The sequence below is a fragment of the Phaeodactylibacter xiamenensis genome, from assembly GCF_965229835.1.
In the GTDB taxonomy this organism is placed as follows: Bacteria; Bacteroidota; Bacteroidia; order Chitinophagales; family Saprospiraceae; genus Phaeodactylibacter; species Phaeodactylibacter xiamenensis.
This window is the reverse complement of record NZ_OZ245931.1, coordinates 5,709,096-5,724,183: the sequence shown is the minus strand read 5'-3', so window position 1 is coordinate 5,724,183 and position 15,088 is coordinate 5,709,096. Positions and strand designations below refer to the sequence as shown.

The following is a 15,088-nucleotide window of genomic DNA, read 5'->3' as shown; positions in this document are numbered from 1 at the left end:
AAATTGAGCATCCAAATTTCAGTCAGGAAAAGTTGTAGTGGCCCCCTTGCCATCTAAAACCGCATCCGCTCCCGCTCCCGTTCCAAATGCCGCTTCAGCTCTACTGGCGCGACAACCTCAATGACCTGATGGTGAAAGCCTAGTATAAAATTGGTTAGGCCTTTAAATTGATGGTTAACACGAGCCTGGAAGTCATAGCGGTTATCTTGTTCTGCATCTTCCTGAATGAAGGCCTTGGTCAGCGGGTATCGCTCCACTAATTCGTTGTAGGCACCGACCTTTAGGCGTAAATGCACCATTTTCTGATGATCATCTACAATCCGGAAAGGGTCTGTAGCCAGGACCTTGTGCTCAGCTTCATTAGACCACGGCGTGTCAGTCATCCGTATGCGGCGTATCCTGGAGATACGAAAGTGGCGTAACATGCTCTTGTCTACATCATAGGCCTGTACGGTATCTTCTTCGATCCGGGCATAGAAGGGTTCCACTCTTCGATCACTTATGGCATTGCTATTGGAAGAGCGATAGGAAAGCAGGACCACTTGCACTTTTTGCTCGCGGGCTTGTTCCAGCAGTTGGAACTTAGTGAGGTAGGGACGCCGCCAGTGCTCGGGACCTGGGGTGGTGGCTGCCCCTGGGGTGTCTGCTGCCCCTGGGTAATCCTGACGGTTGCCAAAAATACTGGAGAGGCGCTTTTGGAGCTGCATAATTTTTTCGGAGGGGCTGTCCATGTTATTGAGTGCCCTAAGCAATAGCAACTGTTCCGACTCATTAAGTTGCAGCAGGGCTTTGAGGTCTTCAAAGGGTTTATCTGCCGCGAAAGCGTAGCGGTAGTTGGAGTCATAATCGAGATCAAAGCCGGTATTCCGGATCGCTTCAAAATCGTTTTTTATGGTGTCGGCAGAGACCTCATAAAGGTCAGCTAATTCCCGTTTTGTGTATCGGTACGGTTGCTCCTGAACCGCACGGAGTACTTTTAGCAATCTGCTTTTAGTGCTATATTCATGACCTTTTGATGCCATTGTAAGACCATTTTGATGTCAATAGATTTCGTGGCAACTAAAGTAATTAAAATGAAAATAAACCAGGCAGCAGTTGGTTAAGGGCTTAAATTAAGCTGCCGTGAATGCGCTACAAGCGATCCTGGCGAAATAAGACACATGTTGCTTTTGCCGCAGGAGGTTAAATCTTTAAAGAGGGGTACGTCACCACCTTCCCATAATTTAATCGGGATCGGGGACCACCTATACTTAGGCGTAGAGGCTTCTTCCAGCTCTGCAGAACATGCATGCATGCTATGCAAACAAAAAGCCCCACACCAAATACCGGTGCGGGGCGCTTTGAATGAGCACAAACTGTTACGTAATCAGTCAGGAGCAAAAGCGGGGCGTAAAAGCACCTTACGCCCCGCATGCTAATGCTCGTAGTAAAACATCTTACAATCGCTATTCCACGATGACCATCCGCTTCGTCGCGCTGTGCGTACCGGTGCTGACCGTGTACTGCACTACGCCTGTCGCCGCCAGCTCAGAAGACTTAACCGTGATGTGGTTGTAGCCTTTAGAGCCGTCGTGGCGGTACAGCTTCAGCACCTTGCCGGTTACGTCGCTGATGGTGACCGTCACCTGTGCTGCCTCTGGCAGGTTGAAGCCGATCACAGTCTCGCCCTTGAATGGGTTCGGCTGGTTCTGGTACAGCTCGAAGCCTGCGCCCGCTACAGTACCGGTGCTGAACTCGATCGCTACGTCCTGGAAGCTGCCGTCTTTGCCGTAAGCTTCTGCCTTCGTAACTGCTGAGCTTACGCCCAGTACTTCGCTCAGCATCACGTCGCTGTTTGCGCGCAATACCAGTGTGAACAGCTCAATGCCCGTTGGCGCCTTCGCGGAAGCTCCGGACGCCCAGTGCCAGCTTGTCGTGATCATGCCTTCGCCCAGGTAAGACAGGCCGAAGTTGTCTTCAGTAGCTACACCGCTTACGATGTCTACCAGCTCTACGCCGTTGCTCAGCGTCAGCGTCGCCTGGTAGCCCTCGATGCGTGCCAGCTCAGCAGCTGTGAAGCTTACGCGGTACTCATTGCCCGCCTTCAGCTCCTGCTCGTCTGTCTGCAGTGCAAAAGTGCCTTCGTAGCTGCGCTCGTCAACTACTGCAAAGCTGTTTGCTGCCGCATCACCGTTCACATCACCAATCTTCACGGCTACGAAGTCCGCATCCATGATGCTTGTCGCAGGCAGGTCGTTGATGTTGATCACTTCAGGGAACTGCTCTGCCCATGGGTTAGATGGGTCTGGGAAGACGTAAGCCGTCTCCACAAAGCGCCAGCTGGTGTTGTTAGCGAACTCTGTATCGATAGACAGGATCAGCTTGCGCAGCTGGATCAGGTCCAGAGTTGTGATAGAGCCAGAGTTGTTAACGTCCGCTGCGATACGCTGGTATGGCGTGCTCAGCGGGCCAACGCCCAGGATGTGCTTGCTGATCAGTACCAGGTCGAACGTAGACACACCGTTGAGGTAGTCGCCGTCGCGCTGTGGCGTGATCGTGTAGTCAAGGCCTGATGTCAGGTTCGTGAATACGTAAGCGCCATCGTTCTGAGTCGTCATCGCTGTAGAAGCCTGGCCGGAAAGGCTGACCTGTACATCTTCTACCGGCTCGTTGTCCTCGGTATTGACTGCACCGGCTGCCATTGGTGCTGCTGCACCGCATACGCCCATGTTGTCCTGTACCAGGATGTAAGTCTCGCAGAAGTCGCTGTTGCCAGCTGCGTCGTACGCCCAGATCTCGATCACCAGCGTGCCTTCGTCGTCGCAAGTCAGCACAAGGCCGGCCTGGTCAGGGTTGTTAGGCTCGCCTACGCGGTTGATAGAGTACTTGATTGGCTCAGAGCAGTCGCCCGCCTGAGTGGAGAAGTCGACAAAGTCGCTCGCCCAGATCTCAGCCATGCCTGCGCCCGGGTCCGGCAGGTTGTCGCCGTCCTCGTCTACTGGCATCAGCTCGATCGCAATGCCGTTCAGGCAGAATGGCGCTGGCGCCTTGCAGTCGATGATGTCGAATGGCAGGATCGCAAGGTCTGAGTTGCCACAGCCGTCCAGTACGTGCACTTCGAACGCGTGGCTGCCGATTGGCAGGCCGTTCACTGTGATCGTGTAGTCTGGGTAAGAACCAGATACCACGCCTGTCAGCTCCACAAGGTCGCCGCTCAGGAATGGGTCAAGGAACACCTTGATCGTCAGGCCGTCTGGCGTACAGTCCTCATCGATGCTGAACGGATAAGTCACGTTCGCATCACAGTTCACGTTGTCCAGTGAGCAGAATGCGTCTGCCTGCGTGAAGCTGATCTCAGGAGCGGTGTCGTCGTATACCTTGATGATCTGAGTGTACTGGTAGTAGCCAGTCTCGTCATACTCGAAGCTGTAGTAGTCGTTCGATACGCCACAGAAGTTGATGCCTGGTACGTTGTTGTCAGGTGTCTCGTCTGTGTCCTGGTCGAAGTAGATCTTGCCGTTCGGGCGTGCAAGCAGCCAGAAGCCGTTGCCGTTGTTCGCAATACGGTCGCCATCGCCTGGAACACCGTTGCAGTCCTCGTCGCGGCCCACGATGTAAGGGTCGCTCTCGCCGTCGTACTGGCACCAGTTGATCACCTTCCACGTACGGAAGATCTTGTAGCACTCGTCGCCGGATGCAGAGAACTGCTCGTCGTTGCTTGTCACTGCAAGCAGGTCGCAGCCAAGCTCGTTGTACTCAACGGTGTCTGGCGTTGGCGTGCCACAGTTCGCCTCAGCGTCCTCTGGGAAGTAGATCTCGTAGTTGTGCACCTCATTGATCGTGATCACCTGCACACAGCTGTTCGTGCTGCTCAGGCCGTTCACGTCAGTGACGCGGAAGATACGAGTGATGGAGCCGTAGCCGCACTCCAGGTCAGCGTTCGATGCTACCTGCTGTACAGATGCTACGCCGCAGTTGTCTGCGCCCGTCGCCATGCCGAACAGGTCTTCCAGCTGGCCTGCGTCAGATGCGTCGAAGCCGTATGGCAGATCGTCGCAATCCACAACTACGTTGTCTGGCGCGTCACAGAATGGGTTGATCTTGTCCTCTGGCGTAACGCTCAGCCAGCAGGAGTTCTGGTTGCCGTACTGGTCGGTCACAACCAGTGTGATATCAGATGTAACGCCTACGTCACAGCAGAAGAAGTCGACGAAATCGCCGGTTACGCTGTTCTGCGTGCCGCAAGTGTAAGTGATCGGGTTGAAGTTGTTGCGGAAGATCGCGATAGATACATCACCGCAGTTGTCCCATGAGCCTTCGTCCACGTCAGATGCGAACACCCGTGCAAGCGCTGGCTGGCCAGGCACGATGTTGCCGCCGCCGATGCTTACGTTCAGCTGGTCGTCGCATACTGCCACCGGCTCGATATCGTCGATCACAGAGAATGGGCAGTAAAGCTCTGTCTCATTGCCGCAGTCGTCTTCTGCCACATAGCGGAAGAAGTGGCCGCCGAATGGGATAGAGGATACAAAACGGTTCGCGCCGGGCTGGATTGTGCGCACCACTACGGTGTCGGTCACAAACTGTCCGGTTGGCAGGCCGTACTGGTTGATCACCTCTTCCTCTGTTGTCGTCACGATCTCGGTGTATACCGTTACGTTAGAGCAGTTGTCGCTCACGCCTGGCATAGGCACTTCGAAAGATGCACCGCAAGAGAATGGGCTTGTAGAGTAAGCGATTGGCGTGCCCGCTGGGCAAGACACCTCTGGCGCTGTGTAGTCGCCTACTTTGATCAGCTGGTTAGCGATCAATGAGCTGCCTGGGTCGCACCAGTCAAAGATAGTCCACTCACGGCGGAACTTGAAGCGGCCTTCGCACTCGTCTACTGTCGGCAGGTCTTCGTAAGAAGCGCCGATGTTGCAGTAAGATGGAGCGATGTCAAAGATGCCGAACGCTGTGAAGATGAACGGATAGCCCGTCAGCTCTGGGCTTGGGTTGCCGTTCGCAAGCGCTGGGTAGTCCTCGTCGCACTCTACTACTGCTGTGAAGCTTGGGAAGTTCACGTCGTCAAGCGTTGGCTTGCGGACCGTGATCTCCTGCTGGCACTCGTCTGTCAGCCCCTGGTCGTCAGTAGCCGTGAACGTGCGCGTGATCACTACGTCGCCACAGTCACCTGAAGAAGTGAAGCTGTCCGTTGCGGTGATGTCTACGTTGTTGTCGCAGTTGTCCGTCGCACTTGGCGCGCCTACCCACTGGTAAGTGCCCTGGATGAATGCCGTCTCCTGTGCTACAGAACCTGCGTCGCCGCCGTAGATCTGGCCGAAGTCGTCACAGAACAGCGGGATAGACAGCTGCTCAGTAGTCGATGGCAGGGCAGAGAACGTCGTGTCATACTGGATCGTCCAGTCTGGCAGCATCGTTTCTGTAAAGTTCCATGCGCCTACAAGGCCGTTGCCGTCGCTGAAGATCGTGTGCTCGTAGGAGCCAGTCACGTCTGAGCCAAAGCTGGAAACCAGAACGAAGTAAGTCTCGTACGCACGCAGTGGCAGCGTTACTCGCACTTGTGGGTCGAACAAGCCGCCGATTGGGCCTGCGTTGCCAAGGATGTTGTCGTCCGCTGCGTAAAGGATATTCTCACATGGGCTGTCCGCGTCGAAGCTGCCCTGGTACAGTGCAGTGAAGCCGTCGCCCCATGAGGTGTTCAGATAAATCGTGTAGATATCATCGGCGCTCACCTGGAACTCGATGATGTCGTAGTACTGCCCGCCTGCAACTGGGCCTGCTCCGTCAAGGAAGCAAGAGTAGTCCGCAAGCTCAAGCTGTGCGTCAGTCGTCTCCAGGGCGCCCTGGATCTTCTGTACAGGCTCAGAGATTGTCGCTACGTCTGTGTCGTCTGGGCAATCAACAACTGGTGCTGTCTTGTCTTCGCCGGTAACAAAGCCCCAGCAGGGCTCGAAGCCTGATACAACCGGGCCTGCGGGTGCGAAGCCAAAGTTGCTGATTTCTGCAGTACTAGGCACAGCTGGCCCAAACGGGTTGAAGCCATCGTCATCTACTGCGAATACCAGTACCCATCCTGCTTCTACATCTTCGCTGAAAGAGCCGGAAGCTGGGTTCGTTACATCAGCAACAACATTACCATTCAGGTCAATCATAAAGAAGTCAAAGAATGGGTCTGCACCGTTGTAGTCGTAATCAAAGGAAAGCGTACCTTCTCCGGGCATAGCGATAGAAGCCTGAGCGACTCCACCAGCCAGTGTTTCCAGTGTCAGTGTGTTGGAAGAGAAAGTTACATCAGCAAAGCCTGCGCCAAAGAAACCGGTGTTATCAATGATCACGTCCCAGTTGCCTGCTGCGAAGTCACTGGTAAAGCCGTCGATTGGCTGAGCCTGGTTCGCAAGCTCAATCTCATAGATGAACTGGCCATGGCCGTCCAGGATATTACCGTTCGCAGGGTTGTCGTCGTTTACGATGGTAACCGTAAAGTCAGACTCCTCGAAGCAGCCAAAGTTGCCTTCGAGTACCATGTCCGCAGTGATTACGCGTGAGCAGTTGTCGTCAAGCGTAACGTTAATGTCGTCGTTGCAAGCCAGGTTCTCCTGTGGTGCAGGCGCCTGAGTTACGTTGATAGAGAAGGACTCCGTGCGGCTGTTGCCAGCTGCATCAGTCGCTGCAGTTGTAATTGTGTGCACGCCAGGGCCGCCCATGAATACATAGCCGCCTGGAGTTGTTGTCACAGTACCTGTACCTGAAGAAACCGTTACAGTTGGGTCAAGGTCGCCATCGCAGTTGTCGATCGCTGTAACCTGGAAAATCTGGGAAGCAACAGCGGCTTCAATACATGGGTCCAGTGCGATGTTGATGTTCTGCGATGGGTACACGATGATTGGGGCCGAATTGTCCTCTTCAGCATTCACCGTGATCGTAGCCGTAGCCTCGGTGGTATTGCCGCCGCCATCGGTGTACGTGCCCACGATGGTGTACACGCCCGGGCTCAGGCTCAGGCTCCACGCGAAGTAGCCGTTCGCAGGGTCCGACAGCGCTGCGTCGAATGGGGGCGCTGGCGCTCCGTTCACCGTGAAGCTGGCTGTGCCAAAGTCTTCATCGCAGTCGTCTTCCAGCTGTACCGCAAAGCTTACCGCTGCTTCGCCTTCGCAGTTCGGCACCTGGTAGGCCAGGTTGCCGGGCATTGTCATTACCGCCGGCGTGTCCGGGCCTTGCACCACTTCTACAGCATGGTCTATTGTTACCCCTTCGTAGCTGGTAACAATCAGGTAGCTGCCCGCGCTCAGGTTGCCCGTGGCTTCGAAGTACGCATAGCCCTCGTTCACCAGGATGTAGGTGATCTCCAGTGGCGCACCGCTGATGCTGATCAGCCCGTCGGGCACATCGCCCGCCTGCAGCTCGCAGTCATAAATATGGCCCGCGAAGACGATAAAGCCGTCCTCAGCACAGTCTTCGATCACGAACTGCCCGTTGCCGGACACGTCCACGATCGGCGCAGGGCTCTGCGCCTGCGTGAGGGTGATATCAAAGCTGTACTGGCTCGTATTGCCGTAGTCGTCTGTAGCCTCGTAGACTACTGTGTATACTCCTGGCGCCAGCACATCGCCCGGCTGCGGGCCACTGATCTGCACCAGCTCTACATCCAGGTCGCAATCGTCAATCACCGACATCTGCCAGTTCACAGGCATGCCGTCTTCGCAGCCCGGGATCTGCACCTGCATGTCGCCAGGGCCGTAGATCTCTGGGGCGCGGTTGTCCACGACCGTAATCTCGTAGGACAGCTCCGTGCTGTTGCCCGCCTCGTCTGTGGCCGTCAGCACCACTGTGTTCGTGCCTATGCCTGCATGGACGCTCACCGCATAACCGGCCGTCGGGCCGCTACTCCAACTGAGCGCATTAATCAGCAATTGGCGCAGGTTAGCGTCATTAGCAATTTCTGTAGCTCCATTAGTACCATTGAACGAGAAAACACGGCCAGACTGATATTCCCAGCCTGCCATTCCCACAGCTGTAAAGTCATAGCCATCATAAGAGGCTGACATATCATAAAAGACAGTAGCCCCAGCTTTTGCCGTAAATAAGGAAACCGTACCGCTCGCATCCGAGGGAGTAAATACAAAAGAGCTTGACACACCATCATTTACTAATGGCTCACTATTCACGCTGGTGTAAGTGACATCTGTTTCCCCTAAATAGTCATAACCGTTTATCTCAGCTAAATCTACCGGAAAAATAGGCAGTAAAGCATCCCATGATCCACTGCCTGTATTATATGCTGCATTCCATACTGACCACTCAGACGTGACCAGGCCTCCGCCATTCTCAACGTAAGCAGTTAAATTAGCAGCTGCATCTGCCGAAAGTGGGTTATTCCAGTTAAAGTTCGCTTGTAAAAAGACCACATCGTAGGCAGATAAGTCCTCTGTACCGTCCATTTCCCAGAACTCTTCCCCTATTGCAACCGAGAGTCTACCGGTAGACTCTAGTTGCGCTGCCATCAAATTATCATTAGATGCATCGCCTGAAGAAAGTAAATATACTGATGTGACCGTACTGCCCTGGCTTGAAAGGGGCGCTACCGCCGCCCACGGGCTTACGCCTGCCACATCGCTCTCTATGCTCACGCTCAGCGCAATCGCATCTCCCGCTGCACAGTTGTCAGACACCTCTGCCAGCCACTCCAGCTGTACGCCGCACTCCCCTTCAGGGGCTGTGTACGATACGTCATCCACCGGTACTCCCGCAATCGTGCTCACTGCCAGTGCAGGCGCCTCGCTGTCCTGATTGGATAGCACCACAAAATCTTCCACCTCCAGCGGGAAGCAGCCCACGCCGTAGCCGCAGCTCAGCGTATCCAATAGCTCTACCCGGAGGCTGTAGCTGCCTTCGCCAAGCCCGCTCACGCTGAAGCTATTCGCCAGCGTCGTGTCCGCTGCGACCAATATATCACTGCCAGCCTGCTCCAGGTACACCGCGTAGCGCCCCGCACAGCCTGATTCTTCCAGCTCAAACAGTACGCTGCCGTCTGTGCCCCCGGGGCATGCAGGGCCCGCAGCGCTTATGACCGATGCCATAGGCACAGGGTTGCAGTCTGCGTACAGTGGCCCGGTGATGGACACCACATTGCTCGTGCTGATGTTCTCCGTGATCGCAAGGCGGTACTCCTCGCCGTTCTGCAGCGTGCCGTGGGCGATCGTCACGCTCGTTTCTGTCATGTTCACGTAGTCCAGCACCGGGTTGCCCGCGCTGTCTTCTATGTCTACCGTGTACGTCACGCCAGGCTCCCCGCTGACCGGCGACCACTCCAAAGTGATCGAGCCGTCGCAGTTGCAGCTGTACGTGTACGGCACTTCGTAGCCACCGTCCACTGTGTAGTTCTTCTCCCCTACGCCCAGCGTCACGCACTCCGTGGAACCGCTCGCCGTAATATCGGAGTCCAGCTCTGCTGAGCCGGCCTGATAGCCCGCATACGACCACAGGTTCGGCAAAGTGCCGGCCCATTCGGCACGCCCTTCGTAGTCCAGCACGTAGCCGCCCGCCGGGAGCCCGGTGAACAAAAAGCGCCCTTCGATGTCCGACACCACTGTGTCCACGCCGTTGCCCGCGCAGTCCAGCAGCCGCACTTCCGTGTAGCCTAAGCCCGGCTCGCCGGGGCTCTGCAGACCGTCACGGTCGAAGTCCTTCCACGCACGGTCGCCGATTTCGGCACATACCAGCGGCAGGTTGTTGTTCAGCACCAGGTCGCCCGGTGAAAGCACAAACTCCATGTAGAATGGGTTCGCACCGCAGGATGCGTCTTCCATGAAGCCGCTCATCGCTTCCTCTGAGCTGCCCACGATTGTAATGCCAGGCTCAGGGTCCAGCTGCCCGCTGTCCGTGCAGTCCGTGCTGATACCATAGCCGCTTGGTGTTGTTAGTGTCATCGTATAGACCCCGCTTGCGTCCACAAACCACTGATAGAAGCCCGTAGAGCCGTCCGCGACCATCGTCACATTGCCCGGGCCCGTTACCTCAATGGCCGCTCCGCTTATGATCTCGCCCGTATTCTCACAGTAGATAAAGCCCTGTGGGTCCAGCATCTCGCCGCCAATGTCCGGGTCGTTCACGTCCGGGATAAAGTCGCCGTCCGCATCAAGGAAAACGCCCGCGTTGAGGTCATAGACGTTCTCCGCGCCGGCCTCCAAAGTAAAGCAACGCTCCCCTTCCAGGGAGTAGTCAGAGTCCAGGCTGTCGATCGTGTTGAACTCTACATTGGGGATGGTCAGCACGTAGTCTTCCGCATTGTCCAGCCCCTCGAAGCTGACCTCCATGCAGTAGTCGCCCGCCAGCACCAGCTCGAAGAGGTAGTAGCCGTCAGCGTCCGCGGCCTGCACCTCGTCAACAGGATTTCCGTTGAGGTCCGTGCCGAACAGGCGCACCTGTACGCCAGGCAGCACTTCTTCAGAAGAAGGCATGGAGCTTATGCCCGGAAGGCCAGGCTGCTGCTGCAGGAACAAACCGTTGCGGTCGTTGTCCAGCCACACAAAGCCCCCAAGGTCCGAACCGCAGAAATCACTGAATATCTCATCGCTGCCCCAGGCTTCTGTCGCCTCAAGGCCTTCCATTTCTCCTTCAAGCACCGCTAACGGTATGCCATCACCGTTCACTTCACCGGGGATACGGCCTCCACTCAGGTCGGCAGGGGTAAGGCCATCACTGGCCTCTACCGCATCAAAACAGCCGTCGCCGTCTGAATCAAGGTCCAGATAGTTAGGAGTGCCATCACCGTCAATATCGAAGGCAACAGTATCCGATGATTCGTCCGCATCCGGGATCCCGTCGTTGTCGCTGTCCAGGTCGAAGAAGTCAGGGATGAGGTCGCCATCTGTGTCCACCAGCTCGTCGCCTTCCAGCTCGTTGTCCAGCCCATCGCCATCGCAGTCAGCAGCATTCCATTCCTGGCCTTTTGGCAGCGTGACAGAAGCAAACTCATACTCGCAAAGCTCCAGCGGGCTTGTACCGTCGGCAACTTCCTGCCCGTCAGGAACACCATCGCCATCTGTATCCTCATTGTAGGGGTCCGTGCCTAAATCGAGCTCATCCCCGTTCAGGATCAGGTCCCCGTCACAGTCGCCACCTGCCCAGATCGCATTGTCCGCATCGTAGCCCGTATAGCCTTCCCATTTAACCGGGTCGCAGGGGTCTAGCGGGTCCGTCTGCCCTTCGTCTTCCAGCGCATCGTCTGTGCCGTCACCATCCGTATCTTCGTTGTAGGGGTCCGTGCCTAAGCCGAGCTCCTCACCGTTCGGGATCAGGTCGTCGTCACAGTCGCCCGCTGCCCAGATCCCATTGTCTGCATCGTAGCCTGTGTACCCAGCGTCTTGTGTAGGGTCGCAGGAGTCCAGCGGGTCGGTATTATCTCCGTCTTCGGAGCCGTCTTCGATGCCGTCCCCGTCGGTATCCGCATTATAGGGGTCTGTACCCATTTCGTGCTCCAGGCTGTTGATCAGCCCATCGCCATCACAATCATCATCGCCCCAGATATCATTATCCGCATCGTAGCCCGTATAACCAGCGTCTTGAGCAGGGTCGCAGGGGTCCAGCGGGTCGGTATTGTCTCCGTCCTCGGAGCCGTCTTCGATGCCGTCTCCATCTGTATCCGCATTATAAGGATCGGTGCCCAGGCCGAGCTCTTCGCCGTTGGACAGCCCATCGTCGTCACAGTCGCCCGCAGCCCAGATTGCATTGTCCGCATCGTAGCCCGTATAGCCTTCCCATTTAACCGGGTCGCAGGGGTCCAGCGGGTCCGTCTGCCCTTCGTCTTCCAGCGCATCGTCTGTGCCGTCCCCGTCCGTATCCTCGTTGTAGGGGTCGGTGCCTAAATCGAGCTCCTCCCCGTTCGGGATCAGGTCGTCGTCACAGTCCCCAGCAGCCCAAATCGCATTGTCTGCATCGTAGCCCGTGTACCCAGCGTCTTGTGCAGGGTCACAGGGGTCAAGAAAATCAGTGTCATCTGAATATTCAGAGCCATCTGTTACCCCATCACCATCTGTGTCAGGATTATTAGGATCAGAGCCAAACTCCTGCTCTGCTAAATCAACCAATCCATCTTCATCTGTGTCTATCGAAGCCAACACACTTCCTGCCCACTGATAAGTACAGGACGTACCTATGTTCGTGCCCGTCGTAATCCCGCTGAATATGCCCATGTCATCTGGGCCATCCTCCTCTGCAACCGAATATGGAGCTACCTGCTCATAGGTCCAAAGATCGCCTGCGCTCCAGCCTGCCGAAGCTACTCCCTCGTTGTTCGCGCCTACCCAGTTGATCGCCTGATAACGCAACTCGATCAAAAAATCGCTGGGGTCAGTCGCATAGTTGGCTCCGCGACGCAATATGATCTGTGCCGTATTTCGGTCTGATGTGGTACCGAATGCAGGAGGTTCGTCATAAGGTGCTACTTCATAGTACGTAACTACTACATAACCCTCTGCCGCATTCTGATAATAATAAATATCGCCCCCATCACTTGGGTCCCAGTCATCGTACATCGCTGCGACAATAGGACCATCCTCGTAGCCGGCAAGGCCTGTAGCATCATAACTGTCGCTACTGTGCCCAAAGGTGACATAACCATTCGTACCTATACTGAACTCCTCGTAAGTCTCACCCCCTATCGTAATCCCATTCGGGAACGCTGTTGTCAGCGATACCACCTCATAATCGTCATCACTGTCAGATATTGACAAACGGTTCGATTCGGCTGTCGCATCAGCGCCTCCTTCTATATCGCAACTGGAAACGCACACCTCATCGTCCTGCCACTCGTCCGTGATAGACAGACCGATAGCCCCTTCCCCAATAGCTGCTACAGCCAGCGGCACACCATTTTCATCAACACTGCCCAAAAAGCGGCCGTCGTTGTCCAGTGCCGAAGAGCTGACTATCCCGCTGGCTTCCACCGCATCAAAACAGCCATCACCATCGGAGTCTGTGTCGATATAGTTAGGCACACCATTTCCATCAATATCAAAAGCAACCTCCTCCGCAGCTTCATCTACATCCAAAACCCCATCATTGTCACTGTCGTAGTCAAGATGGTCTGGCACACCGTCATCATCGGTATCAGTTAAGCAACGCGGGCTGTCACCATTTATCTGACTAATTTTGGATGCGATGAACTTAATGGCTGTGTTTCCTATAAATTCCTCTGCAGCTAAATAAGTCAGTGTATCGCCAGCTTTCAATGTGAGAGTTGCTACATTACTTACATCAGCAAGCCCATCATTAGTGGATACACCATATGCATTTTGAATGCCGTACTGTTTTACTCCATTGAGATAAATGAATACGTGGTCATCTCCATAGTCCAAATCGAATTGATAGACTCCCTCTTCAACTGGTTGTACAACTTTGTTGAATTGTATTGCATGATCTAAATTCCCATCAGTTGAAATATTAGAACCTATATAATTGCTAATATCAGGATTGGTCGATAAGCTTACTGCATCCCCGCCAAAATCAACTGAAAAGGCATTAGACTGCCCAGCAAACTCATTGTACTCAAAGGTAGCGATAGCGGTATAAGCTGACCCTGGAAAGCTTGAAGATCCATTCAATAAAGACCAACTATCTTGATCAGGGGCATCATATAATATCCCCGAAAACCCTGTTATGCTGGTCGGACTAGCCGCATTGCATGGCTGCGTTTCTACTATATCCAATATCCCGTCATTATCACTATCAGGCACACTATATGGATTCGTTCCTGCTGTCACCTCTGACCCATTGTCAACACCATCCCCATCACAGTCCGCCATAGACCATGTGGTATTATCTACATTATACAGTAGATAGTCAGCCCCCACATCAGGTAAACAAGGGTCTGACTTAAAGTTAGGAGGCATTTGATTCGTCTCAATGTAATCCGGGAAACCATCACCGTCCTCATCTGCATATTCCAGGCCGCTGCCTGCAAATTGATAGGTGCAGGTAGACCCTGTATTGGACCCATTCACAATACCCGCAAAAGTGCCATCGGTAGCATCAGTAGCTTCGAAAGTACCATTAATATTAATGACCGGGCTGGAATACGGAGAGACCAATGCATAGCCTGTTGTAAAACCAGGGCTATACCCTGCTGCTACTGGGTTCTTGCCTACCCAGTTAATCTCCTGGTACCGCAATTCTATAATAAAGTCGCTGTCGTCATTCGCATAGTTGGCACCCTGACGCAAAATAATCTGAAAAGTATTCCGGTCTGATGAAGTGCCATAAGCGAGATTACTAGTACCCGGAGCTACTTCATTGTACGTAATTACCGCATAACCTTCCTGGCTATTTTGATAAAAATAAATATCTCCCCCGAAAGCAGGCTCGATTCCATCATGCTGAGCTGAAATTATCGGCCCCTCGTCATAGATAGGCAGCCCACCGGACCAGACATCTTCATATGGGAAGAAAAAAGTGACTGTACCATTTGCATTGATATATATCGAATTAAACACCGGCCCTACATCAAGCCCATTCGGGAAGGCCGTTGTAACCGGTACAGAAACAGAATAACTGCCACCATCTGAGATTGAGGCGAGCCGGTTTTCCTCTGCAGTTGCATTAGCCCCGCCCTCTAAGGCACATTGCCCAAACAAATTATTGCCAGCTGTAGTGCCTAGCAATAAAAGCAGAACCAATAAAGTTACTCCTTTTAAAAATAAGTCCGTCTCCCCAAGCAGTGGGATCAATCGCTTACCACCGCCGCTCGGGTGCCAAATAATATGCCTTAGCCAGGCATTTTTCTTCCTTTTGTCAAATCTTTGCATGAGATTGTGATATTTGTTGATATGGGTAAAGTTGCCCTGCAGCATTTCATGTACCGAATAAAACACCGATACATTTCCACTACTTGATCTTTTAACCTCTATATCAATTCCACAACAATCAAACAAAAAACATTGATAACCAAACACTTGCCAATCAACCCGTAAAAACCTTTACGTTGAACACATTCTACTTTTTCATAATTATTTATCAGAAATGAATTATATTGACCAAAGGCAAATCCGATTTTTCAGGCACGAATACCTATATACCTTTCAATCAATATTCTTTAAATCTTTGAGCACAA

At 53.9% G+C, this 15,088-nt stretch carries 2 protein-coding genes; both read right to left on the bottom strand.

Going from position 1 to position 15,088, the window contains the following annotated elements:
* Positions 1 to 53: 53 nt before the first annotated feature.
* Positions 54 to 1,022, bottom strand: coding sequence for a helix-turn-helix transcriptional regulator (locus tag ACO08I_RS21675; RefSeq protein WP_282780293.1), 969 nt, complete (start codon positions 1,020 to 1,022; stop codon positions 54 to 56).
* A gap of 423 nt (positions 1,023 to 1,445) precedes the next feature.
* Positions 1,446 to 14,783, bottom strand: a complete 13,338-nt coding sequence (locus ACO08I_RS21670) for an SdrD B-like domain-containing protein (protein ID WP_421947075.1) — start codon at positions 14,781 to 14,783, stop codon at positions 1,446 to 1,448.
* Positions 14,784 to 15,088: the final 305 nt, after the last annotated feature.